Source organism: Leucobacter sp. CX169, assembly GCF_017161405.1.
Lineage (GTDB): Bacteria > Actinomycetota > Actinomycetes > Actinomycetales > Microbacteriaceae > Cx-87.
In genome coordinates, this window is sequence record NZ_CP071051.1 from 507,610 (window position 1) to 530,461 (window position 22,852).

Annotated in this window: 17 protein-coding genes; 7 read left to right on the forward strand and 10 right to left on the reverse strand. The window is 68.9% G+C overall.

The annotated features are described in order from the left end of the window. The first annotated feature begins 52 nt into the window (after nucleotides 1–52). Entirely contained in the window at nucleotides 53–2,908 is a 2,856-nt protein-coding gene (topA, locus tag JW030_RS02195) for a type I DNA topoisomerase (protein WP_188046369.1), read from the forward strand. Next, on the forward strand, nucleotides 2,905–3,561 hold the full coding sequence (gene tmk, locus JW030_RS02200) for a dTMP kinase (RefSeq protein WP_370566977.1): 657 nt from the start codon (nucleotides 2,905–2,907) through the stop codon (nucleotides 3,559–3,561). The genes topA and tmk overlap by 4 nt, the downstream gene beginning before the upstream one ends. A 231-nt stretch (nucleotides 3,562–3,792) precedes the next feature. On the opposite strand, the gene purL is transcribed toward tmk, so the two are convergent. After that, nucleotides 3,793–6,132 carry a phosphoribosylformylglycinamidine synthase subunit PurL gene (gene purL, locus JW030_RS02205; protein WP_241095510.1) on the reverse strand — a complete coding sequence of 780 codons (2,340 nt, stop codon included), beginning with the start codon at nucleotides 6,130–6,132 and terminating at the stop codon, nucleotides 3,793–3,795. Between the two features lie 212 nt (nucleotides 6,133–6,344). Between purL and JW030_RS02210 the strand changes: the two genes are divergently transcribed. Then, nucleotides 6,345–7,247 (forward strand): hypothetical protein, encoded by a 903-nt coding sequence (locus JW030_RS02210; RefSeq protein ID WP_188046371.1) that lies wholly within the window; start codon nucleotides 6,345–6,347, stop codon nucleotides 7,245–7,247. Between the two features lie 57 nt (nucleotides 7,248–7,304). Here the strand turns inward: JW030_RS02210 and JW030_RS02215 are convergent, their stop codons facing one another. Further along, nucleotides 7,305–8,438 (reverse strand): 3-isopropylmalate dehydrogenase, encoded by a 1,134-nt coding sequence (locus JW030_RS02215; protein ID WP_188046372.1) that lies wholly within the window; start codon nucleotides 8,436–8,438, stop codon nucleotides 7,305–7,307. A 174-nt stretch (nucleotides 8,439–8,612) separates the two neighbouring features. On the opposite strand from JW030_RS02215, the gene JW030_RS02220 reads away from it, so the two are divergent. Beyond that, nucleotides 8,613–10,085, forward strand: a complete 1,473-nt coding sequence (locus JW030_RS02220; RefSeq protein WP_188046373.1) for an aldehyde dehydrogenase family protein — start codon at nucleotides 8,613–8,615, stop codon at nucleotides 10,083–10,085. Nucleotides 10,086–10,132: 47 nt separating this feature from the next. Continuing rightward, nucleotides 10,133–10,933, forward strand: a complete 801-nt coding sequence (locus JW030_RS02225) for an SDR family NAD(P)-dependent oxidoreductase (protein ID WP_188046374.1) — start codon at nucleotides 10,133–10,135, stop codon at nucleotides 10,931–10,933. A gap of 209 nt (nucleotides 10,934–11,142) precedes the next feature. Here the strand turns inward: JW030_RS02225 and JW030_RS02230 are convergent, their stop codons facing one another. From JW030_RS02230 to JW030_RS02250, 5 genes are all read right to left on the reverse strand, one after another. Further along, on the reverse strand, nucleotides 11,143–12,552 hold the full coding sequence (locus JW030_RS02230) for an amidase (RefSeq protein WP_188046375.1): 1,410 nt from the start codon (nucleotides 12,550–12,552) through the stop codon (nucleotides 11,143–11,145). Nucleotides 12,553–12,598: 46 nt separating this feature from the next. Further along, nucleotides 12,599–14,395 (reverse strand): ABC transporter ATP-binding protein, encoded by a 1,797-nt coding sequence (locus JW030_RS02235; RefSeq protein WP_188046376.1) that lies wholly within the window; start codon nucleotides 14,393–14,395, stop codon nucleotides 12,599–12,601. Then, complete coding sequence (locus tag JW030_RS02240; RefSeq protein ID WP_188046377.1) at nucleotides 14,395–15,315, reverse strand: ABC transporter permease; 921 nt, start codon at nucleotides 15,313–15,315, stop codon at nucleotides 14,395–14,397. Before JW030_RS02240 ends, JW030_RS02235 begins: the two co-directional genes overlap by 1 nt. 2 nt (nucleotides 15,316–15,317) lie before the next feature. Continuing rightward, the gene (locus JW030_RS02245) at nucleotides 15,318–16,265 is read right to left on the reverse strand and encodes an ABC transporter permease (protein ID WP_188046378.1); all 948 of its coding nucleotides are present in this window, start codon (nucleotides 16,263–16,265) and stop codon (nucleotides 15,318–15,320) included. Nucleotides 16,266–16,371: 106 nt separating this feature from the next. Then, nucleotides 16,372–17,892: an ABC transporter substrate-binding protein gene (locus JW030_RS02250; protein ID WP_188046379.1), complete on the reverse strand. Its 1,521-nt coding sequence runs from the start codon at nucleotides 17,890–17,892 to the stop codon at nucleotides 16,372–16,374. A gap of 249 nt (nucleotides 17,893–18,141) precedes the next feature. On the opposite strand from JW030_RS02250, the gene JW030_RS02255 reads away from it, so the two are divergent. After that, nucleotides 18,142–18,900 carry a FadR/GntR family transcriptional regulator gene (locus JW030_RS02255; RefSeq protein WP_188046380.1) on the forward strand — a complete coding sequence of 253 codons (759 nt, stop codon included), beginning with the start codon at nucleotides 18,142–18,144 and terminating at the stop codon, nucleotides 18,898–18,900. A gap of 117 nt (nucleotides 18,901–19,017) precedes the next feature. Here JW030_RS02255 and JW030_RS02260 read toward each other — a convergent pair whose 3' ends face one another. After that, nucleotides 19,018–20,292, reverse strand: a complete 1,275-nt coding sequence (locus JW030_RS02260; RefSeq protein ID WP_188046381.1) for an MFS transporter — start codon at nucleotides 20,290–20,292, stop codon at nucleotides 19,018–19,020. A 195-nt stretch (nucleotides 20,293–20,487) separates the two neighbouring features. Between JW030_RS02260 and JW030_RS02265 the strand changes: the two genes are divergently transcribed. After that, nucleotides 20,488–20,949 carry an Lrp/AsnC family transcriptional regulator gene (locus JW030_RS02265; protein WP_188046382.1) on the forward strand — a complete coding sequence of 154 codons (462 nt, stop codon included), beginning with the start codon at nucleotides 20,488–20,490 and terminating at the stop codon, nucleotides 20,947–20,949. A 31-nt stretch (nucleotides 20,950–20,980) separates the two neighbouring features. On the opposite strand, the gene JW030_RS02270 is transcribed toward JW030_RS02265, so the two are convergent. Together JW030_RS02270 and JW030_RS02275 are read right to left on the reverse strand one after the other, a co-directional pair. After that, nucleotides 20,981–21,778, reverse strand: a complete 798-nt coding sequence (locus JW030_RS02270; protein ID WP_188046383.1) for a hypothetical protein — start codon at nucleotides 21,776–21,778, stop codon at nucleotides 20,981–20,983. A 118-nt stretch (nucleotides 21,779–21,896) separates the two neighbouring features. Then, nucleotides 21,897–22,709, reverse strand: coding sequence for an RNA methyltransferase (locus JW030_RS02275; RefSeq protein ID WP_241095511.1), 813 nt, complete (start codon nucleotides 22,707–22,709; stop codon nucleotides 21,897–21,899). Between the last annotated feature and the right edge of the window lie 143 nt (nucleotides 22,710–22,852).

The window sequence follows — 22,852 nt, forward strand, 5'->3', positions numbered from 1 at the left end:
GGTAATCGCACTGGAGTACCAGGACCGCAACGCGGAGCGAAGAAGGAGACCCGTGAAGGGGACGAAGAAGCTCGTCATCGTGGAGTCGCCGACCAAGGCGAAAACGATCGGCGCCTATCTCGGTGACGACTATGAGGTCATCGCCTCAGTCGGACATATCCGCGACCTCGCGGAACCCTCCGAGCTGCCGCCAGAGCTCAAGAAAGGTCCCTTCGGTAAGTTCGCCGTCGATGTCGACAACGACTTCGCGCCCTACTACGTGGTGGCGGATAATAAGAAGAAGACCGTCAGCGACCTCAAGCGCGCACTGAAGAATGCGGACGAGCTGTGGCTCGCCACTGATGAGGACCGCGAGGGAGAGGCCATCGCCTGGCACCTGCTCGAGGTACTCAAGCCGAAGGTGCCCGTGCGCCGCATGGTGTTCCACGAAATCACCAAGGACGCGATCGAGCACGCCAAGGCAAACACACGCGAACTCGACACCTCGCTGGTCGACGCGCAGGAGACCCGGCGCATCCTCGACCGTCTCTACGGCTACGACATCTCGCCCGTGCTCTGGCGCAAGGTCGCGCCCAAGCTTTCGGCGGGGCGCGTGCAGTCTGCGGCGACCCGTCTCGTGGTCGACCGGGAACGCGAGCGTCTCGCCTTCACGGCCGCCGGATACTGGGACCTGACGGCGGCGTTCACGCTGGCCGAGCCCGTCGGCGGCGTCGAACAGTTCGAAGCTCGCTTGGTGCGCCTGAACGACAAGAAGCTCGCGGGCGGCGGAGACTTCGGCGACGACGGCAAGCTGACCGAGAAGGCGGCGAAGGCCGACGTGCTCGTGCTCGCGGCTGACCGCGCACAGGCGCTCGCCACCGCACTTGCCGCGGACGGCACGCAGGCGGAGGTGCGCGCGGTCGAGACGAAGCCGCACACCCGTCGCCCCGCAGCTCCGTTCACGACGTCGACCTTGCAGCAGGAGGCCTCGCGCAAGCTGCGCTACAGCTCGCGCCAGACCATGTCCTTCGCCCAGGGCCTGTACGAAAACGGGTACATCACCTATATGCGTACCGACTCGCCGACGCTCTCGCAGCAGGCGATTCAGGCGGCGCGCACGCAGGCCAAAGCGCTCTACGGCGCCGAGACCGTACCGGACGCCCCGCGTGTCTACACGGGCAAGGCGAAGGGTGCCCAGGAGGCGCACGAGGCCATTCGTCCCGCGGGCGAGGAGTTCCAGCGCCCAGCCGAGCTCAAGGGCAAGCTCACCCAGGGCGAGTTCGCCCTCTACGAGCTGATCTGGAAGCGCACCGTCGCGAGCCAGATGGCCGACGCGAAGGGCTCGACTGACACGGTCACCCTCGGCGTCAACCTCCCAGACCCCGACGCGGCGGGCACGGTCAACGCCGAGTTCACCGCGAGCGGCACCGTCATCACCTTCCAGGGCTTCCTCCTCGCCTACGAAGAGGGCAAGGACGAGAAGCGCGGCGAGTCCGAACGCAACGTCGCCCTGCCCCCGCTCACCCAGGGAGCGACCCTTGGCGTGCAAGATCCCGAGGCGAAGGGCCACGAGACGAGCCCGCCGCCCCGCTACACCGAGGCCAGCCTGACGAAGCGCCTCGAGGACCTCGGCATCGGCCGCCCCTCGACATTTGCCGCGATCATCAGCACGATCATGGACCGCGGCTACGTCACCAAGAAGGGCCAGGCTCTGGTTCCGAGCTGGATCGCCTTCTCGGTGGTGCGCCTGCTCGAAGAGTACTTCTCGGCGCTCGTGAACTACGACTTCACTGCCGAGATGGAGAACGACCTCGACCGGATCGCGGCTGGCGAAGCCGACCGCACCGAGTGGCTGCGAGAGTTCTACTTCGGCTCCGACAGCCACCCAGGCCTCCGTGGCGTCGTCGACAACCTTGGCGAGATCGACGCCCGCGCCATCAACACGATCCGCATCGACGACGCGGTCTCGCTGCGCAACGGCAAGTACGGCCCGTACCTCGAGGTCTTCGACGACAAGTGCGAGGTCGACGAGAACGGGGAACTCAAGCCTCGTATCGTGAACCTGCCCGAGGGGCTCGCCCCCGACGAGCTCACCCCGGCGCGCGCGCACGAGCTCGCGGACCAAGAGCCGATCGAGGACCGCGTGATCGGCGTGAACCCCGAGAACGGGCGGGAGATCCTTGCGAAGACGGGCCGTTTCGGCCCGTACGTGACCGAGGCGATCCCCGAGGCGCCGGTCGATCCGGACGCGAAGCCGAAGGCGAAAAAGGCTGCGGCGGAAAAGCCGCGCACCGCCTCAATCTTCGCCTCGATGTCGCTCGACACGATCGACCTCGATACCGCGCTCGCCCTGCTCAACCTGCCCCGCTTGGTGGGCACGGACCCCGAGACGGGGGCAGAAATCACGGCGCAGAACGGCCGCTACGGCCCGTATCTGAAGAAGGGCACTGACACGCGTACCCTTCCCAGCGAGGACGCGATCTTCACCGTCGACCTCGCCGGAGCACAGGAGATCTTTGCCCAGCCGAAGTACGGCGCGAAGCGCGCGTCAAGCGCGTTGAAGGAGTTCGAGGCAGACCCGGTCAGCGGCAAGCCGATCAAGGTGAAGGACGGACGCTTCGGCCCGTACGTCACCGACGGCGAGACGAACGCCACGATTCCGCGCGGCGAAGAGGTCGAGAGCATCACCTTTGAGCGCGCCATCGAGCTGCTCGCGATCAAGCGCGCGAAGGGCCCGGTGAAGCGCAAGGCGCCCGCAAAGAAGGCGCCCGCCAAGAAGGCTCCGGTGAAGAAGGCCGCTGCGAAGAAGCCTGCGGCGAAGAAGGCCTCGGCGGCGAAGGCCGTCGATCCGGTCCGCTCCGCAGCCGCGAAGAAGGCGGCGGCGACGCGTGCCGCCAAGAAGGCGGCGGCGGAGGCGGCAGGGGAGTGAGCGGGGCCACCGCCGCCACGGCACACGGACTGACGGGTCGTTTCATCACGCTCGAGGGCGGCGATGGCGCGGGCAAGACGACCCAAGCCGAGCTGCTCGAAGCGTGGCTGCGGGCCCGCGGCCACGAGGTCGTGCGCACGCGCGAACCCGGAGGCACGTCGCTCGGTCGACAGCTCCGTGAACTGCTCCTGCACGGCGACGAGCCGATTGACCCGCGCGCCGAGGCCCTGCTCTACGCGGCCGATCGTGCGCAGCACGTGGCGCAGGTGGTGCGGCCGGCGCTCGCGCGCGGGGCGATCGTCGTGCAGGATCGCTACATCGACTCGTCCCTCGCCTACCAGGGCGCGGGCCGCGTGCTCGAGGTCGACGATGTGCGCCGGCTCAGTGCCTGGGCGAGTGACTCGCTGCAGCCGGATCTCACCGTGCTACTTGATGTGTCACCCGAGCTCGCGGTCGAGCGGCGCGCGAAAGCCGGGGGAGTGGCCGACCGCCTCGAGCGCGAGGCAAACGACTTTCACACGGCGGTGCGCGAGGGCTTCCTGGCGCTCGCGGCTGCCGAGCCAGGGCGCTTCCTGACGCTCGATGCGGCGCTACCGGTTGCCGAGCTGCATGCGAATATCGTGCAGCGCGCGGGCGCGATCCTGGCCGACTGACCCCAAGGGTGAAGCGAGGGATGAAACCGCGGTCATCGCAGCCACGCCTCGCTTCAGTCCTGTTCTACTAGTACATAGAGCAATTGAAATCGGTTCGCGATTCGCAACCGAATCTATCGTTCTACTCGTGAGCGGGGCAATTTCAGCACCCCCCAGTGTCAGCCCCGCTCACATCAGACTTGCACGAAAAGGGCCCCGCGGCAAGCCGCGGGGCCCTTTTCTGCGTCTCGGCTACGCGCCGACAGCGACCTCGCCGACGACCGCGCCGAAGCGCTCGGGAAGCGTGCCACGGTGTGCTCCGGCCAGCTCGCCGAGCGTAACGGTGAACTGATCCTGCACCTCGAGGGCCGCATCGACACCGGTACCGTCGGTGACGCCCACGCGCAGCACGGGGTAGTTCCGACCCTCGCACAGGCCGCGGAACTTCACGTCCTCCTCGCGGGGCACCGAGACGAGCACGCGGCCCTGCGACTCCGAGAAGAGAGCGGTGGTCGCGTCGACGCCGTCGCGCTCCATGATCTCGCCGAGCCAGACGCGCGCGCCGACGCCGAAACGCAGAGTGGCATCGACGAGGGCCTGCGCCAGGCCGCCGTCTGAGAGGTCCTGCGCGGCCGAGATGAGTTCGCCCTGGACGCCCGCCTGCAGCAGCTCCGCGAGACGGCGCTCGCCCGCGAGGTCCACCGTGGGGGGCGTGCCGCCGAGGTGGCTGTGGATGGTGCCGGCCCAGGCCGAACCGTCGAGCTCCTCACGCGTGGTGCCGAGCAGGTAGAGGTTCTCGCCCTGATCCTGCCAGCCGCTCGGGACACGCTTCGCGACGTCGTCGATAATCCCGAGCACGCCGACCACGGGGGTCGGGTGAATCGGGGTGTCGCCCGTCTGGTTGTAGAACGACACGTTTCCGCCGGTCACGGGTACCTCGAGCGCGAGACACGCGTCAGAAAGGCCCTCAACGGCGCGTGAGAACTGCCACATCACCTCGGGGTTCTCGGGGCTGCCGAAGTTCAGGCAGTCCGTCACGGCGGTGGGCACAGCGCCCGACGTCGCGACGTTGCGGTAGGCCTCGGCGAGCGCGAGCTGCGCACCCGCGTACGGGTCGAGCTGGCAGTAGCGGCCGTTCGCGTCGGTCGCGATGGCGATGCCGAGCCCGGTCTCCTCGTCGACGCGGATCATGCCGGCGCCGTCGGGGAAGCTGAGCGCGGTGTTGCCCATGACGTAGTGGTCGTACTGGTTCGTTATCCACGACACGTCTGCCTGATTCGGGCTGGCAGCCACGGCGAGGAGCTGCTCGCGCAGCTCGGCGCCGGAGTTCGCGCGGGGCAGCGCCGAGGCGGTGTCCGCCTGCAGCGCGTCGATCCACGCCGGGTAGGCGACGGGACGCTCGTACACCGGTCCGTCGACGGCGACCGTCGACGGGTCCACGTTGACGATCTCCTCGCCGTGCCAGTTGATGACGAGGCGGCCGGTGTCGGTGACGTGGCCCAGCACGCTGGTCTCGACGTCCCACTTCTCGGTGACGGCGAGGAACGCGTCGAGCTTCTCAGGCGCGACGACCGCCATCATGCGCTCCTGGCTCTCCGACATGAGGATCTCCTCGGCGGTGAGCGACGGGTCGCGCAGCAGGACGCTGTCGAGCTCGATGAACATGCCGCCGTCGCCGTTCGCCGCGAGCTCGCTCGTGGCGCAGGAGATGCCGGCCGCGCCGAGATCCTGAATGCCCTCAACCAGCTCGCCGCGGAACAGCTCGAGGCAGCACTCAATGAGCACCTTCTCGGCGAAGGGGTCGCCGACCTGCACGGCGGGGCGCTTGGTGGGGCCGCCCTCGTCGAAGCTGTCAGAGGCCAGGATCGACGCGCCGCCGATGCCGTCGCCGCCCGTGCGGGCGCCGAAGAGGACGACCTTGTTGCCCACGCCCGAGGCGTTGGCCAGGTGCAGGTCCTCGTGGCGCAGCACGCCGACGCCCAGGGCGTTGACGAGCGGGTTCGCCTGGTAGACCGCGTCGAACACGGTCTCGCCGCCGATGTTGGGCAGGCCGAGGCAGTTCGCGTACGAGCTGATGCCCGACACGACGCCGTGCACGACGCGCGCGGTGTCGGGGTGGTCGATGTCACCGAAGCGCAGCTGGTCCATCACTGCGACCGGGCGTGCGCCCATCGAGATGATGTCGCGGATGATGCCGCCGACGCCGGTGGCCGCGCCCTGGAAGGGCTCGATGTAGGAGGGGTGGTTGTGGCTCTCCACCTTGAAGGTCACGGCGAAGCCATTGCCCACGTCGACCACACCGGCGTTCTCGCCCATGCCGACGAGCAGGCGTTCCTTCATCTTGTCGTTGACCTTCTGGCCAAACTGGCGCAGGTAGATCTTGGAGGACTTGTACGAGCAGTGCTCGGACCACATGACGGAGTACATTGCGAGTTCACCGGAGGTGGGGCGGCGCCCCAGAATCTCGCGGATCTTCGCGTACTCGTCGTCCTTCAGCCCGAGAGCGCCGTATGGCTGCTCCTTGTCGGGCGTCTGGGTCGCGTTCGCGACCGTGTCGGGGGCATGCACTTCGGGGACGTGGGACTCAGTCACGCTCGGGGCTCTCCGTTGCTCGAGGTGGCGCGCGGCAGCGCAGTGCCGGTGCCTGGGTTGGGCCTTCGGCCAGTCTACCCGTCCGTGTGAGTGTGCTCGCGCGGGCCGTGCCGGCCTGGGAATGCGGTGCATTCGGCGCGTGGGGCTGGCGATTCGGTGGCGAAGCGACAACACTGAACATTATGAGTACACAGCAGCCTCACACTCCTGACGTGTCCACACCCGAGGGGGCGGCCCCGGCTGCGACGCCTCAGTCGGCCCCGGTTCAGACACGGCCCGCGGCCCACCGCCAGCTCTCGCCGTTCCTGAAGGTCAGCATCGGCCTGCTCGCGGTCGTCTCGATCGCCTCGATCGCGCTGCTCTTCTTGGGCGACTTCGAGGGCAAGTTCGAGCGGGTGTTCTCGACCTTCATTCTCTTTGCCGTCTTTACGACGTTCACGGCGCTCGATACCCGGCGCGAGACCCGCTCGGAGTGGTACGCGCCGGTCGCCCTGATCGCGAACACGTACATCTTGGGCCTCGCCCTCATCGTGATCTGGATCACGCCGTACGACTTCACCCTGATCTTCACGATCTTCTGGAAGTCGGTCTTCATTATCGGGGTGACCCGCATCGTCATCATCGGCTGCGAGCTGCTGCTGCGCCTCGGCAACAACCGGCCCGCGCCGCTCGGCCGTTTCGCGTTCATTACGAGCGTGCTCGCGGTGCTCTCGGGCATTCTCTTCACGGCGCCCACCGGCATCGAGGCGTTCAAGGTCACGATCCCCGATCTGTACTGGAAGATCGCCGTCGCGACGCTGATCCTGACCGCCCTCGGCCTCGCGATTACCTTGCTGCTGCGCTGGAACTACGCCGCTGACGAGCGCGACGCCCGCCGGGCCGCCGCGCCTGCACAGCCTGCCCCGCTTCCGCAGGTGCAGCCGGCCCCGCTGGCGCAGTACCCCGCCGGGCAGTACCCGGGCCAGCAGGATCCTGCCTCGGCGCCCGCGCCGCAGCCCGCCGCGGCCCCGCAGCCGGAACTTTTGCCCTGGCCGCTCTTCGCCGATGGCACCCCGCTGCCCGCCGATGCAAACGGCCAGCCGGACTTCTCGGTGTTGCAGCCGCCGCAGGCGTAGCGACACGCACAAGCGCCCCCGACTTTCGCGGTCAGGGGCGCTTGTGCGTTGCGGGGTCTAGCTCAGGCGCGTCGGGGCGAGCTCCGCGAGCGTGCCGAGCAGCGAGTTCGGGACGAGCGCCGTGTCGTAGCTGCCACCGCGCACGATCTCAGCGACGCGGGCGCCCACCTCGGCGGTGCTGGCACCCATCGCGGCACCGGCGAGGGCGGGGAGCTCGCCGAGCACCTGCACGGTCGCCGCCTCGATGGCCTGCGCGGCTTCGCCCTCGCCGAGGTGACCGAGCATGAGGGCGAGCGACAGGATCGAGCCCGACGGGTTCGCCCAGCCCTTGCCCGCAATGTCGGGGGCCGAGCCGTGGATGGCCTCGAACATGCTGGGCGCGCTGCCGTCGAGGTTGAGATTGGCGCTCGTGGCGACGCCGAGGCCGCCCTGGATGACGGCGCCGAGGTCGGTGATGATGTCTCCGAACAGGTTGTCGGTGACGACGACGTCGAAGCGTTCGGGCGTGAGCGGCAGGTGGAAGCACATCGCGTCGACGTGCACGTAGTCGGTCTCGACCTCGGGGTAGTGGGCCGAGAGGTCGTTCACGACCTCCTGCCAGAGCTGGCCGGCGGCGACCAGAATGTTGGTCTTGTGGCAGAGCGTGAGCTTCTTCCGGCGACTCACCGCGAGGCGGAACGCGAAGTCGACGACGCGCTCGATGCCTGCGCGGGTGTTCAGGGACTCCTGCATCGCGACCGCGTTCGGGGTGCCGCGGTGCACGGTCGAGCCCTGGCCGACGTAGGCGCCCTCGGTGTTCTCGCGCACGATGACGAGCTCACAGCGCTCGGGAGTCAGGTCGACGATCGGGGTCGGGACACCGGGGTACAGACGCACGGGGCGGACGTTCGCGGCTTGTTGGAAGCGCTGGCGCATCTCCAGGATGAAGCCGCGCTCCAGGATCCCGGGGGTGACGCGTGGGTCGCCCATGGAGCCGAACAGGATCGCGTCCTTGTCGCGGAGCTCGGCCTCGAGCTCGTCGAAAAGCTCGCCGGTCTCGAGGTAGTGGTTTGCCCCGGCGGCGTATTCGCTCCGGTCGGTGTGGAATCCGAATCGCTTTTCGGCGGCGTCGAGGACCTCGAGCGCAGAGCCCACGACCTCCGGCCCGATTCCGTCACCGGGGAGTACTGCGATGCGATAGCTGCGAGTCATTGAGGAATCCTTCTGGGAAGCGGAGCCTGAGTCGGGCAAGGGGCATTGGCATTGCGGCCCTAGTGAACTATATTAAATGGTAAGACCACTCATTGCGAGGGTTGATTTCAGTCAGCGGTGACGCCGAAGCGCCTGGGCGCGAGGGTGCCCGTCCAGCAGCGAAGGAACTCGCCCATGTCAGACACCCTTTCTTTGCTCGCCCCGGCGGGCGCGCTGCCGATCGGCACCGAGTGGCGCACGTCCGAGACGAGCGCACCGGTCGTGTTCCCGTTCGACGGCAGCCTGGTTGCGAACGCCCCCGTCAGCACGGTGCAGGACTCGCGCGATGCACTCGACGCCGCTGAGGCTGCACGTTTCGAGGTCGCCGCGCTCTCGACGGCGCAGCGCCGATCGATCCTGGTCGCGATCACTGAGCGCGTGCGCGCCGAGGCCGCCCGCCTCGAGGACCTTCTGATCCTGGAAACGGGCAAGCCCCGCCGGGACTGCCGCGTCGAGGTCAACCGCACGATTGTCACCCTCGAAGCGACGGCTGAAGAGGTCGCACACCTGCGCGGCGAGACCGTGCCGCTCGATCTGCAGGAGACCGGCCGCGGCATGATCGGCTACTTCACGCGCAAGCCCGCGGGCGTCGTTATCGGCATCGCCGGCTTTAACTACCCCCTGCTGCTCGCGACCCACAAGCTCGCGCCGGCGATCGCGGCGGCCTGCCCCGTCATCATCAAGCCCGCGCCGAACACGCCACTGGCGACGCTCGAGCTGCTTGCGATCACCCGCGAGGTGCTCGCCGCGCACGGCGTGACGGCCGCCGCGGTGCAGCTCGTCAACGGCGGCCCCGAGGTCGGCGAGGTCTTGGTCACCGACCCGCGTGCGGCCGTGGTTTCGTTCACGGGATCCGCGAAGATCGGACACCTCATCGCTCGCCAGGCGGCGCCGCGCAAAGCCGTGCTTGAGCTCGGCTCGAACACCGGCTTCATCGTCGCGGCAGACGCCGACGTCGAGGCCGCGGTCGACGCCGTGCTGCGCGGCGCGTTCTACGCCAACGGCCAGGCCTGCATTTCGGTGCAGCGCGTCGTGCTCGAGCGCCCGATTGCCGAGCAGTTCACCAGCCGACTGGTCGAGCGCCTGAGCGAGGTCGTGGTCGGCGACCCCCGCGACGAGGACACGAACGTCGCGCACGTCATCAACTCGGGCTCGGGCGACCGGATCCGCGCGGTCATCACGGCCGCGGTCGAGGCTGGCGCGCGCGTGCTCGGCGCCGGGCCGGGCGACGGCGACGCCGCGCTCGTGCGCCCCACGGTGCTCGGCGACGTGCCGAACGACGCCGAGGCGTGGAACGAAGAGATCTTCGGTCCCGTGGTCTGCCTCGCCACCGTCGACTCGGTCGACGAGGCGATCGATCTCGTCAACCACTCGCGCTACGGACTGCAGGCCGCGATCTACACGGCCTCGCTCGAGAGCGCGTTCGACGCGATCGACCGGCTCGAGGTCGGCGGCGTGGTCGTCAACGAGATCCCCGGTTTCCGCTCCGACATCATGCCCTACGGCGGGGTGAAGGACTCGGGCATCGGCCGCGAGGGCCCCCGCTTCGCTGTCGAGGAGTTCACCGTGACGCGCATGGCCATGATTCGCCCCAAGGCGCGCCGCTAGGAAGCTCCGCCGCCCATCGACCCCTCACCCCTTCTGGAGACCCCCACATGAGCGAATTCCCGCAGATCGACTACACCCAGCTCTTCCGGCTCGATAACCGCACGATTGTGGTGATCGGTGCGGGCAGCGGCATTGGCCGCGAGGCGGCGCAGGCGCTGGCCGCGCAGGGCGCTCACGTCGTGATTGCCGACTACTCCCTGGAGGCCGCAGAGGCGACGACCGCGCTCATCTCGGGCACGGGTGGCTCGGCCGAGGCCTACCAGCTGAACGTCCTCGACGACGCGGCGATAGATGCCGCCGTTGAGCGTTTCGGCAACGCCTCGTCGCTCGTGTTCACGGCCGCGACGAACGTGCGCAAGCGCATGGCGGACTACTCTATGGACGAGTTCGACCGCGTCGTGAACCTCAACCTGCGCGCCTCGTTCCAGCTGATCCGGAAGTTTGGCACACGCTTCGCGGCGAACGGCGGCGGCTCGATCATCGGCTTCGCGTCGATTCGCGCGCAGGTCGTCGAGCCCGGCCAGGGCGTCTACGCGGCGACCAAGGCGGGGCTCGTGCAGCTCGCGAAGACGGGCGCGGCCGAGTACGGCCCCGCGGGGGTGCGCGTGAACGTCGTCGCCCCGGGCGTCGTGGAGACCCCGCTGACCGCGCAGATCAAGGCGAATGACGAGTGGTACGGCGCCTACGCGTCGAAGGCCGCGCTCGGCCGCTGGGCTCGCCCCGATGAGCTCGCGGGAGCCGTCGTGTTCCTGGCGTCGGACGCCTCGACGTTCGTGACGGGCACGACGCTGACCGTCGACGGCGGCTGGACCGCGATCGACGGGCGCTACACGCCGCCGTCCTCCTAGCGGCAGGTACAGCAAGGGCCCGGGCACTTGCCCGGGCCCTTCTGCGTTCTCGGCCCCGCGCCGCACTTCCCGGAGCTTTCTGAGTTCCCGGAGCGGAAATGTGGCTCGGGCGGCTCCGGGAAGTGTGATCGCTCCGGGAACTGCGGGCGATGGAGCCCTCCGGGAACGGCGGGCGATGGAGTCCTACGGGAACGGCGTGCGATGGAGTCCTACGGCAGCAGCGACCAATCAACCTCGGCGTCCGCACCACGGGCCGACTCGAACCAGCAGGCAACGCGCATGAGCGTGTCGTCGGTGCCGATGGGCCCGGCGATCTGCAGGCCGACGGTACGCCCGTCCGCCTGGATGCCGGCGCCGATGGACAGCGCGGGCTGTCCCGACATGTTGTACGGCACGGTGAACGAGATGTGGCCCATCGTCTCAAGAGGGTCGGTGATCGGCATCGGGTCCTCCGCCGCGAACGCCGCGACGGGCGACACGGGAGAGAGCACGAGGTCGTAAGGCGCGGTGGCCGCGCGGGTGAGGCGCGCCATCTCGTCGATCTGGTTGCGATTGCGGATGGTCTCGGCCGCCGTGAAGTTCGAGCCGGCGACGCACCAGTCGACGATGAAGGGCAGCACGAGCGCGCGGTCGGACTCGCTCAGCAGCTCGAAGTCGGCGTAGGAGCGGCTGCGCCAGAACCCGACGAGGCCGTCGAGCACCTCGGGGCCGACGAACGGGGCCAGCGGCTCGACCACGGCGCCCGCGTCAGCGAAGACCTGGGCCGCGCGCTCCACGATGGCGAGCGTTTCGGGCTCGACCGCGAGACCCGAGCCCGCATCGAGCTGGAGGGCGACGCGGAGGCCCGCGGGGGCCAGCGGCTCGGTCGACCAGTCCATGGGCGGGTACGGGCGCGTCAGATAGTCGCGCTCGTCGGGGCGGGCGACGATCGACATGAGGCGTACCGAGTCGGCGGCCGTCCGGGTCAGTGGGCCCGCGGCGCGACCGTCGTAGGGCACGTCGAGGGGGATGAGGCCCTCGCTTGGCTTGAGCGCCGTGAGGCCCTGCCAGGTGCCGGGCAGCCGGATCGAGCCGCCGATGTCGGTGCCGATGTGCAGCGGGCCATAGCCCGCCGCGGCGGCGGTGCCCGCGCCCGCGCTCGAGCCGCCCGAGGTGTGGGCCGGGTTGAGCGCGCCGCGGGTGATCCCGTGCAGGCTCGAGACGCCCGACGAGAGCATGCCCCAGTCGGGCATCGTGGTCGAGCCGATGATGACGCAGCCCGCCTCGAGCAGTCGGTCCGTGGTCGGGGCGTTGCGCGCCGCGATCACCGGGTTCGGCAGCGCCGTGCCCGACGGCTTCGGCTGCCCCGCGCGGGCAATGTTCTCCTTGACCGTCGCGGGGACGCCGTCGAAGGGGCTACGGGGGCTGCCCGCGGCCCAGCGCGCAGAAGACGCCGCGGCGTCCGCGCGCACCTGCGCGGCGTCGAAGAGGTAGAGCGCGTTGAGCTCGGGCTCGCGCGCCTCGACCCGCGCGATGACGTCCTCGGCCACCTCGCTCGGGGTCAGGTCCCCGCTCGCGTAGCGCTCGCTGAGCGTTCCGGCGTCGAGATCTGCGAGACGGGGGGTCGCGGCGGAAGACATACGGTCCTTTCGATGGAGCGGTTCAGCGAGAGTCAAACGGGCGGAGCTACCGGGAACCGGTGAGCTCCTGGCGCAGCGTCAGTGACGAGTCAATCAGTCGCTTCGTGTATGGATGCTGCGGGTTGCGGTAGACCTCTTCGGTCTCGCCCGCCTCGACGATCTCGCCCGATTGCATGACGACGACCGAATCGCACAGGTGCCGCACGACGTTCAGGTCGTGCGAGACGAAGACGAGGGTGAGACCATACTCGTCGACCAAGTCGGCGAGCAGGTTGAGCACCTGCGCGCGCACGGACACGTCCAGGGCGCTCACCGGCTCGTCGGCCACCACCACGCGAGGCCGGCAGATGAGCGCACGGGCGATCGAGATGCGCTGGCGCTGCCCGCCCGAGAACTGGTGCGGGTAGCGGGTGGCTGCCTCAGCAGGCAGTCCCACCGACTCGAGCATCTCGGCGACCATGCGCGAGCGATCGCGCGCGGACTCGTTGCGACCGCGCACGAGCAGGGGTTCGGAGATGATCTGTTCGACGGTCATGCGCGGGTCGAGCGAGCCCATCGGGTCCTGGAACACGATCTGCAGGTTCTGGCGCAGCTCGCGCAGCTCCGACTCCTTCGCGCCCGACACCTCGTTGCCCGCGACGATCGCGCTGCCCGAGGTCGGCTGGTCGAGGCCCGCCAGGATCCGGAGCAGCGTCGACTTGCCCGATCCGGACTCGCCAACGACGCCGAGACGGCCGCCCTCGGGGACCTCGAACGAGATGCCCTTCAGGGCCCGCACCTCGGTCGCCGGCTTGAACAGACTGGTCTTGCCGCGCGAGTACGTGCGGACTAGGTCCGTCACGCGCATCACGGGCTCCGCATCGGGACGCGGCGGATGCGCGGTGGCCGGCGCGGGGGCCGGCTCCGGGGCCACGCTCGGCTCGGCAGCGGCGTCTTCGGCAGGATCCCGCTGGACGTTCGTCGAGGCAACCGTCGGGGGCACATACTCCTGCGCGGTCGCGACCGTGAACAGGCGTCCGTTCGCATCGACCGCATCGAGGTCGGACGCGGCGAGCAGGCCGCGCGTGTAGGGGTGCTGGGGGCGCGTGAAGACATCCTCGGTCGTGCCCTCCTCGACGACAACGCCCTGGTTCATCACCAGCACGCGGGTGCACATGTTCGCGACGACGGCGAGGTCGTGCGTGATGAACAAGAGGCCGGTGCCGCGCTCGCGCACGAGCTCGAGGATGAGGTCGAGGACCTGGCGCTGCACGGTGACGTCGAGCGCGGTCGTCGGCTCGTCGCAGAGCAGCAGCGAGGGGTCGTTGGCGAGGGCCATCGCGAGCATGACGCGCTGACGCTGCCCGCCCGAAAGCTGGTGCGGGTACGCCTTCGCGGCCTGCGCCGGGTCGGGTAGGTGCACGGCGTCGAGCATCTCGACGGCGCGGCGCATCGCTTCGGCCTTGTTCGGCGCGAGCCGGTGCTGCAGGATGATCTCGGCGACCTGGGCGCCGGCCCGCATGAGCGGGTTCAGCGCGGTCAACGGCTCCTGGAAGACCATCGCGACGTCCTTGCCGCGAATCTTCGAGAGGTCCGACTCGGACGCCTCAAGCAGGTTCCCGGCGTAGCCGTCGAGCCGCACCGAGCCCTCTGCCGAGACGCCGGCGGGCAGCAGCCCGAGCAGCGCGGTCGTGGTCATCGACTTGCCGGAGCCTGACTCGCCGATCAGGCCGATGCGCTCGCCGTGCTGCATGTGCAGCGAGAAGTTCTGCACGAGCGGGCGATGGGGCGTGCGCACCGTGAGGTTGTCGACGCGGAGCAGGGGCGAGGCGTCCTGCACCTTGGGCTTGGTAAGCGTATTCATCAGCTGTGGCTCCCGTTGAGCTTCGGATCGAATCGGTCGCGCAGTCCGTCGCCGAGCAGGTTGAAGCCCATGACGGCGATCGCGATGGCGAGCCCGGGCCAGACAGCGAGCATGGGCTCGGTGCCGAGGAACTGCTGCGACTCCTGCAGCATGCGCCCCCACGAGGGGGTGGGCGGCGGGGTGCCGAGGCCGAGGAAGCTGAGGCCAGCCTCGGCGAGCACCGCGAGCGAGAAGGACACGGAGCACTGCACGACCACGATGCCGATGATGTTCGGCAAGACGTGGCGCAGCGCGATCCGGAACCGCGACTGGCTGGCCGCGCGGGCGGCGAGCACGTACTCGGTGCCCATCACCTGCAGAGTGCCGGAGCGGGCCACGCGGGCGAAGCCGGGCACAGTCGAGATGCCGATCGCGACCATCGCGGTCATCGTTGAAGCACCGAAGATGGCGCTGAACATGATGGCGAGCAGCAGCGCGGGGAAGGCGAGCGCGATGTCCGAGGTGCGCATGATGACCTCTTCGATCCAGCCGCCGCGAATGCCGGCGAGGATGCCGAGCGGGGTGCCGATCAGGATCGCGATGCCGACGGAGATGACGCCGACCAGGAGGGTGATGCGGGCGCCGTACAGGATCGCCGAGAATACGTCTCGGCCGTACTTGTCGGTGCCCATGAGGTGCGCGGCGCTCGAGCCCTGGAGGCGCGCGGCGGCGTCCACCTGGACGGGGTCGTATGGCGTCCAGATGTACGAGACGATCGCGGCGAGCACGACCAGCCCGATCAGGGCGGTCCCGATGAGGAGCGTGGGGGAGAGCTTGCCGCGCCCCGGCGCCCGGGGGCTGGTGGTCGCGCGCCCCGGGGCCGAGAGCGCGCTGGTGCGCGGCGCCTGGACCGGAGGGGTCGGGATGTTCTGCGTGCTCATGGCTAGGCACTCCTTCGCATGCGCGGATCGACGACGGTGTAAAGCAGGTCGACGACGAGGTTGAGGATCAGCGTGATCGCGACGAGCACCATCACGACGGACTGCACCGTGAGGAGGTCACGGTTGCCGACCGCGTCGAGCAGCATGGAGCCGAGACCGGGGATCACGAAGACCCGCTCGATGACCACGGCGCCGATAATGAGGGCTGCAATTTGGACGCCGGTGACGGTGATGACCGGGATGGCCGCGTTGCGCAGACCGTGCTTCAGGAGGGCGCCGGTCTTGCTCAGGCCCTTCGCGCGGGCGGTGCGCAGGTAGTCCTCGCTCATGACTTCCAACACGGCAGAGCGCACATAGCGAGTGAGGATCGCGCCCTGCACGGAAGCGAGGGCGACGACCGGGAGGACGAGCCGCCTCAGGAAGTCGACGAAGTCCACCGAGGGGGCCGTCCAGCCGTTCGCGGGCAGCCAGCCGAGGTTCACGGCAAATACCAACACGAGCAGGATGCCGGCGAGGAAGCCGGGGATAGCAACACCCAGCTGCGAGCCGACGCCGATGACGACGCCCGAGAGGTTGCGGTGCTTGACCGCGGCCCAGGTGCCGAGGGGGATCGCGACGAGCAGCGCGAGCGCCATCGCGGTGAGCACCAGGATGAGGCTGACCTGCACGCGGTCGGCCACCATCGGGCTGATGTCGGTGCGGGTGAGGTAGGAGGTGCCGAAATCGCCGCGCAGCAGGCCGAAGAACCAGTCGAAGTACTGCACGATGAGCGGCCGGTCGGTGCCGAACTCGGCTCGCGTCTGCTCGAGTAGCTCGGGGGTTGCGTTCACGCCGAGGGCGATCTGCGCGGGGTCCCCGGGGACCAGACGCATGAAGAGGAACACGACGACCGTCGCGACGATATACGTCACGGCGAACCGTGCAAGATTGATCAGGATCCGTAAGGCCATGCGGCTTCCTCCGGTTGTGCGCGGTGCTCGTTCATGGGAACGATGCGGGAGGTCGCCCGGGTGACGCAGAGCGCGTCACCCGGGCGACCGAGTGAAAACGAACTGACTACTTCCAGTGCAGGTCGGTCAGGTTGAGCGCCTCGATGATGGCGTTCTCGGGCAGGCCCTCAAGGCCGGCCTTTGCGACGACGATGTTCGGGAAGAGGAACAGCACACCCGATGCCGCGTCGTCCACGATCTGACGTGCGACGTCCTGCATGCCCGAGACGTAGCCCGCCTCGTCGGCCTGGTCGGCCGCGGCGGCGAGCGGCGCGATGACCGAGTTGTCGTAGCCGATGTAGTACTCGGGGTTGTTGAAGACCGTGAGGATGTCACGAGCCTCGACCGCGAGGACGGTGGTCATCTGGTAGTCGTGGTTCGTGAAGACCTCGTCGAGCCACACCGCGGGGAACTCGGAGGACTTGATGGTGACGTTGATGCCGACGTCCTTGAGCTGCGAGACGACGATCTCCGAGACGGCCTGCGCGTAGGGGCGGGTCGGAACGGTGTAGGTGATGTCCAGGCCGTTCTCGTAGCCGGCTTCCGCCAGCAGGGCCTTCGCCTTCTTGGGGTCGTACGCGTAGACGTCCGTGAGGTCCTCGTAGTACGGGTCGGTCGGCGTGGCGAACGTCGCCTGGGGCGTGCCGTAGCCGTTCCAGGCGGTGTCGATGATGGCCTGCTCGTCCAGCGCATAGAGCACTGCCTGGCGCACGCGCACATCGTCGAACGGTGCCGCCTGGTTGTTCAGCGAAAGCGAGACCTCGCCGCTCGAGGTACCCGTGATGACCTTGAACTTGTCATCCGACTCGAAGCTGTCGAGCAGTTCGGGCGCCTGCAGGTTGATGATCGCGTCGACGTCGCCGGTGCGCAGCGCGTTCGTCGTGGCGGTGGCGTCCGCGAAGTAGCGCAGGGTGACCTGCTCGACGCCGGGGCCCTCGCCCCAGTAGTCGTCGCGGGTGTCGAGCACAATGCTCTCGTTCGGGGTCCAGGTCTCGACCGTGTACGGGCCGGTGCCGACGGGAGCGTTTGCGAGGTCCGCCACGCCATCGGGGCTGAAGATTGCGCCGACGGGCGTTGCGAGGCTGAACAGCCAGGCGTTCGAGGGGGCGCTCAGGTGTACGGCGACCTCGGTGTCCGAGAGGACCTCGACATTGTCGACGACGTCCATCTTCGCCTTGAGGCTCGAGACCCAGTCGCTCTTGACGCGGTCGAAGCTGAACTTCACGTCGTCCGCGGTGAACGCATCGCCGTTCGAGAAGGTGACCCCGTCCTGCAGGGTGAAGGTGTAGGTCTTGCGATCGTCGCTGACGGTCCACTCGGACGCGAGCAGCGGCTCGATCTCGCCGGCGTCGTTCAGCTCGACGAGGCCCTCGTACACGTTCGACATCATGGCCTGCGGGATCGCGGCCCCGGCGGTCGTGGTGAAGTCAAGGTTGGTGGGTGCGCCGGTGAGGGCGAGCACTGCCTTCGTGGACTTTTCGGCGCCCGCGTCAGCGGTGCTGCCGGCGCCGGCGGAGCAGCCAGCGAGCAGGAGGGAGCCGGTGGCCGCAAGCGCGGCGGCGGCGAGGAATGTGTTCTTACGTTGCATCTTTGCTTTCCTTGATGGTGTCGAGGCGTTCCCCGTGACCGGATTGTCCTGGAGTGGGCTGCGTTGCCCGTCGAGCTGCCCGGCGGCGCAGAGGCTGAGCCGTACCGGCTCGGGTGCATCCTTCCAGTTGCGCCGAGAGGTTCGAACCAGGATACATGGTAAGGCCACTTAGTCACGCGGTAAGATTCGGGAGCGCCTTGCGGAAGGCGCCCCACCACGTTCGGTCTCACAGACCAGGAAGAGCTCCGGATGATGACGTCTCACAGCTTTGAACCAGCGGTGCCTGTGCACACCTACCAGCGCATTGTCGACCAGATCGAGCAAGCAATCGTCTCCGGGGACATCCCGGTGGGGGCTCAGCTGGCGAGCGAGCGAGACCTCATGGGGCAGTTCGGGGTGAGCCGACCCACCGTGCGCGAAGCCCTGCGCGTCTTGCAGAGTCGGGGGCTGCTCGAGTCGCGCCCCGGCACCCGGGGCGGCCCGGTCGTGCTCGCGCCGTCGTCCGAGAACCTGACGCGTTCGTTCCGGGCAATGGTCGGCACCGACGTGCTGAGCGTCGCGGAACTCGTCGAGTACCGGGTGGTGCTCGAGGGTTCCGCGAGCCGGCTCGCGGCGATCCGGCACACCCCCGAGCAGCTCGAGCGCATGCGCGCCGCGGTGCAGCGCATGGCGGCCGAGGCCGCCGAGAACTCCGCCGGCTTCATCGACGCCGACCTCGAGTTTCACGAGGCTATCTGGGCGGCGAGTGGCAACAAGGTGCTGCGCCTGAGCGGCGAGGCCGTCTCCGGTGTGCTGCGCGGCCTGATGCATCGGCGCATCGACGCCAACCCGATGGACGGGTCGGAGAAGGTCGCTTCGGCCGAGATCGACCGCGGGCTCTTCGACGCGATCGAGGGGCGCGACGCGGCGCGGGCGAGCCTGATCGCCCGGCAGGCGATCGCCGACCGCTTCGCCGATCTACTCGAGAGTGACGCAGACCGCGCCGCGCTGCGCAGCCTCGCGGACTAGCGGGCGGCGCGCAGGGCCCCACCCCGCATCTCCTGAACGCAATGCGCTCGTTCACGGCGCGCGAAGCAACATATTGCGCTCACGAGATCCGCACGCTCTGGCGGGCCAGACGGGGAGCTACGAGACCTTTGGGTTTCCCGCCCGCTGTGTCGCCAAAGCGAGCGCCGCGCAGGCCACGGCCGTGACCCCGGCAAAGAGTGGCACTGCGACCGAGAGACCGAGGTGCTCGGCGAGCACGCCGAGCCCGATGACCGGCAGCGCGCTGCCGAGGTAGGTGACCGTATAGATCGCGCTGACGGTCGATCCGGTGCGCTCGGGGGCCACCGCCGCGATGGCCGCGGTGAACGTGGCCTGGAACGCCACGCCCTGGCCGATGCCGGCGAGGATACCGGCGGTGATCAGCAGCGCCAGGCTGTCGAGCGGGGCCGCCGCCGCAAGGCCGACGAGCGCGAGGGCGAGCACACCGAGACCCACCGGCGTCCGCCAGCGTCCGCGCAGCGGCACGAGCTGGGTGAGCGCGGAGGCCCCGAGCGTCGTCGCGGCGAGCAGGCCAATGAGGACGGGCGAACTCGTGCCGGCGATGCCGGCGAAGTGGGCGGGGGCGAGCGAGAGGCAGAACCCGAATACGGTGAAACTCAGGAAGCCGGTGGCGGCCGCGATGCGGAAAGCGCGCGTTGCGGCGGGGTCTGGGGCTGTGGCCCCGGCGCGATCGTCGGTCGCGGGCGGTGGAACATCGGCGAGGGCCAGACCGCGGTGCGGCGGCACCTGCGCGCACGCCCAGTGCGGCGCGATCACGACGATCGCCGGCAGGATCACCGCGATGACCGCGGCGACGACGAGGTAGGGCGTGACGAGCGGTTCGCCCATCCCGGACAGGAGCCCGCCCAGGATGGGGCCCGCGGCGACCCCGCCCGAGGTCGCCAGCAGCGTGAGGCGGCCCACGAGTGCTGGCTTGCTCGGGAGGAGCGCGCGCAGGGACGCCGCGCCGATGCCGGTGGCACAGGCGACGGCGACCCCCTGCGCGGCGCGGGCAGCGCAGAACCAGCCCAGGGAGGGAGCGAAGGCGAGGGCCGCCGTTGCGCCGGCCGCGGTGGCCAGGGCCACGAGCAGCACGGTGCGGCGATTCACCGTGTCGGCGATCCTGCGAAACAGCAGGAGACCGACGATCAGCGCGAGCACATAGCTCGAGAACGCGAGCGAGGTGCCGATCGATCCCGTGCCGAGTTTCTGCTCGAGGAGGGGAAACAGCGGCGTGCTGAGGTTGGCGCTCACGAGAAGCGCGAACAGCGCGAGCGAGGTGATGATGATGCGCGCCCGGGGCCTGATCGAAGCCGCCGCCAGAGCGGGTGGGTGGCTCGGGGTGGTGAGCCGTGGGGCGTCGAGGGTGCGCATGACTACTCCTTGCGGCGCCGGGGTGAGGCGCCTCCTGTTGCTCGCGGGGTGGTGCGGGCAGTGGGACTGTAGCGACGGGATGTGTCGGCTACCAGGAACATTCAAACGAGCCCTTGCGGATCGCGCAACCGGCGCGTGCATAATTGAGCAGATTGATCAATTTGTAGAGGCCAGATGAGGCAGGAAGTGATCACGATGAGCGAACTTGATGCGACAGACCGGCGAATCCTGGGCGTGCTGGACGAGGACGCGCGCATGCCGACCGCGATGATCGCGATGCGACTGGGCCTCGCCCGGGGCACGGTCCAGGCCCGACTGGAGAAGCTCGCGGCGGGTGGACACCTCCGGCGTAACAGCGCGCGCATCACTCCGGCGGCGCTCGGCCGCCCGGTCGCGGCCAGCGTGCAGGTCGAGCTCGATCAGCACCAGATCCAGGAGGCGATCGCGGCGCTCGCCGATATTCCCGAGGTGCTCGAGTGCTTCGCGCCCGCCGGCAGCACGGACCTATTGCTGCGCGTGGTCGCCCGGAGCCCCGACGACCTCTACCGCGTGAGCGAGGTGATCCGGCTCTGTCCGGGAATCATGCGCACCTCGACGAGTTTGTTCCTTCGCGAGGTGATCCCGTATCGGGTGACGGGGCTGCTCGACGCTGAGTAGGCCCGTCACCCGATACGGGCGTGCAGCGGACCTAGCGAGCCCCTGCGCGGCGAGCGAGGCGAGCGGCGAGCGCGGCGCCGAGCAAGCCGACGGCTGCGGTGCCCGCGATCAGCGGCGACACATCGGTACCAGCGACACCGGCTTCGACGCGGCGCGGCGGGACGATGGCCGGGAGGGCGGCGTCGCCCGCGCAGACGTCCGTCACCGAGAAGGACGCCGTGTCGACGACCCAGTCGGCTTCCAGCGGTTCCGAGAATCCGATGTAGCCGCGGGCGTTCTCCACGGTCACCGGCTCGGGGAAGGTCAGGGTGGCCGAGGCGCTGTGCGCCGCAGGCGACCAACTGGGCAGGTACAGCCACGCACGATCGGATCCCGTGCCGTTGTTTTCGACGTAGCCGATACGCCCCGTGCCGCTGAAGACAACGCCGGACTCTGCGAGAGTGTCGAGTTCGAGCGGCTCGCCCGTTCCCACACCCGCACCGATCATCAGCTGGTCCTCGTTCAGATCCCTGAATGACTCGAGCGTGTACCCGACGGTGAAGCTGTTGACGGTGCGCACGCAGCCGGCAGGTGCCCGGGTCGACATGGCGAAGCTCTGGTGCGTGAAGTCGTTGTCGGGGTTCCCGACGGTGAGCGGGAAGCTGACCGCGCCAGTGGGGGCGAAGGGGGCCGCGTCGCCCCAGCGATCGTAGTCGTCGGCAATCTCAATCGCGGTGTCGGCGGTGACGTCGTGCGTGACCGATGTGGTGGCGGGCGCCGCGAATGCCGGAGCGGCGACGAGTGACAGGATGCCGGCTGCGGCGAGCCCGGTAAGGACGATTTTCTGCACGATGGTTTCCCCCTGGAATGGTTGACAGCCTTTCCAGCGTATGGAGAATCGAATGCGAAGAAACGTGACCTAGGTCCTCAGTTGGGGTGCGCCCCGCGAGTCGCGAACGAGAGTCGGCCTACCCGCCCGCGAGCGCCCAGATCGCGACGGCGCTCGCGGCCGCAACGTTCAGCGAGTCAACGCCGTGCCGCATCGGGATCGTGACGACGGTATCGGCCGCGGCCGTCGCCTCGGCGGTAATGCCGGGACCCTCCTCGCCCAGCACGATCGCGAGCTTCTCCGGTCGGTTCGCCGCGAACTGGCGCAGCGGTACCGCGCCGTCCGTGAGGTCGAAGGTGGCGAGGTGGAATCCTGCCGCGTCGAGCGCGGCGCGGGTCTCGGCCCAGCTGGCCGTCCGCGTCCAGGGGACGAGCAGGGTCGAGCCCATGCTCACACGGATTGCGCGGCGATAGAACGGGTCGCTGCAGCGCTCGGTGACGAGCACCGCGTCGGCACCGATGCCGGCGACCGAGCGGAAGATGGCGCCGACGTTCGTCGGGTCGGCGATGTTCTCCAAAATGACGACGGTGCGACGGCCGGGCCCCGCCAAAAGTTCCGCAGGATCCTGCCGTGCAGGCCGATCGAACGAGCCGATGAGGCCGCGGTGCAGCTGGTACCCGGTGTGGCCCGAGAGGAGTTCGTCGCTGCCCGTGAACACGGGGACGTCGGGGTAATCGGCGAGCAGACGCTCCGCCTCGGCGCGCGACCCGTCGAGCGCGAGCACCGCGCGCGGCACGTAGCCGGAGTCCAGGGCACGCGAGGTGACGAGGGCCGACTCGGTGAGAAAAATTCCGTGTTCGCTCTGCTGATCGTGCCGCAGGGCGACGTCCGTGCGGCGCGAGAAGTCGGCAAGTCGGGGGTCGTCGAGCGACGCTATGGGGACGATCGGCACAGTGCTCAGTGTAGTTCCGGCCCGGGCGGTGCGGCGTTCACGGCAGGCGGCTCGGGTTGCTTCAATCATCAGATGAATGCTAACTTAGGCTCGCCTTACCAACATCTGATGAATGCTCGAGTCCGCTCGAACGATTGAAGGGA

Bases quoted from the DNA above. Each gene is read 5' to 3' on its own strand.
- JW030_RS02215 (WP_188046372.1), bottom strand. From the start codon at position 8,438: ATGACTCGCAGCTATCGCATCGCAGTACTCCCCGGTGACGGAATCGGG.
- JW030_RS02220 (WP_188046373.1), top strand. From the start codon at position 8,613: ATGTCAGACACCCTTTCTTTGCTCGCCCCGGCGGGCGCGCTGCCGATC.
- JW030_RS02225 (WP_188046374.1), top strand. From the start codon at position 10,133: ATGAGCGAATTCCCGCAGATCGACTACACCCAGCTCTTCCGGCTCGAT.
- JW030_RS02230 (WP_188046375.1), bottom strand. From the start codon at position 12,552: ATGTCTTCCGCCGCGACCCCCCGTCTCGCAGATCTCGACGCCGGAACG.
- JW030_RS02235 (WP_188046376.1), bottom strand. From the start codon at position 14,395: ATGAATACGCTTACCAAGCCCAAGGTGCAGGACGCCTCGCCCCTGCTC.
- JW030_RS02240 (WP_188046377.1), bottom strand. From the start codon at position 15,315: ATGAGCACGCAGAACATCCCGACCCCTCCGGTCCAGGCGCCGCGCACC.
- JW030_RS02245 (WP_188046378.1), bottom strand. From the start codon at position 16,265: ATGGCCTTACGGATCCTGATCAATCTTGCACGGTTCGCCGTGACGTAT.
- JW030_RS02250 (WP_188046379.1), bottom strand. From the start codon at position 17,892: ATGCAACGTAAGAACACATTCCTCGCCGCCGCCGCGCTTGCGGCCACC.
- JW030_RS02255 (WP_188046380.1), top strand. From the start codon at position 18,142: ATGATGACGTCTCACAGCTTTGAACCAGCGGTGCCTGTGCACACCTAC.
- JW030_RS02260 (WP_188046381.1), bottom strand. From the start codon at position 20,292: ATGCGCACCCTCGACGCCCCACGGCTCACCACCCCGAGCCACCCACCC.
- JW030_RS02265 (WP_188046382.1), top strand. From the start codon at position 20,488: ATGAGCGAACTTGATGCGACAGACCGGCGAATCCTGGGCGTGCTGGAC.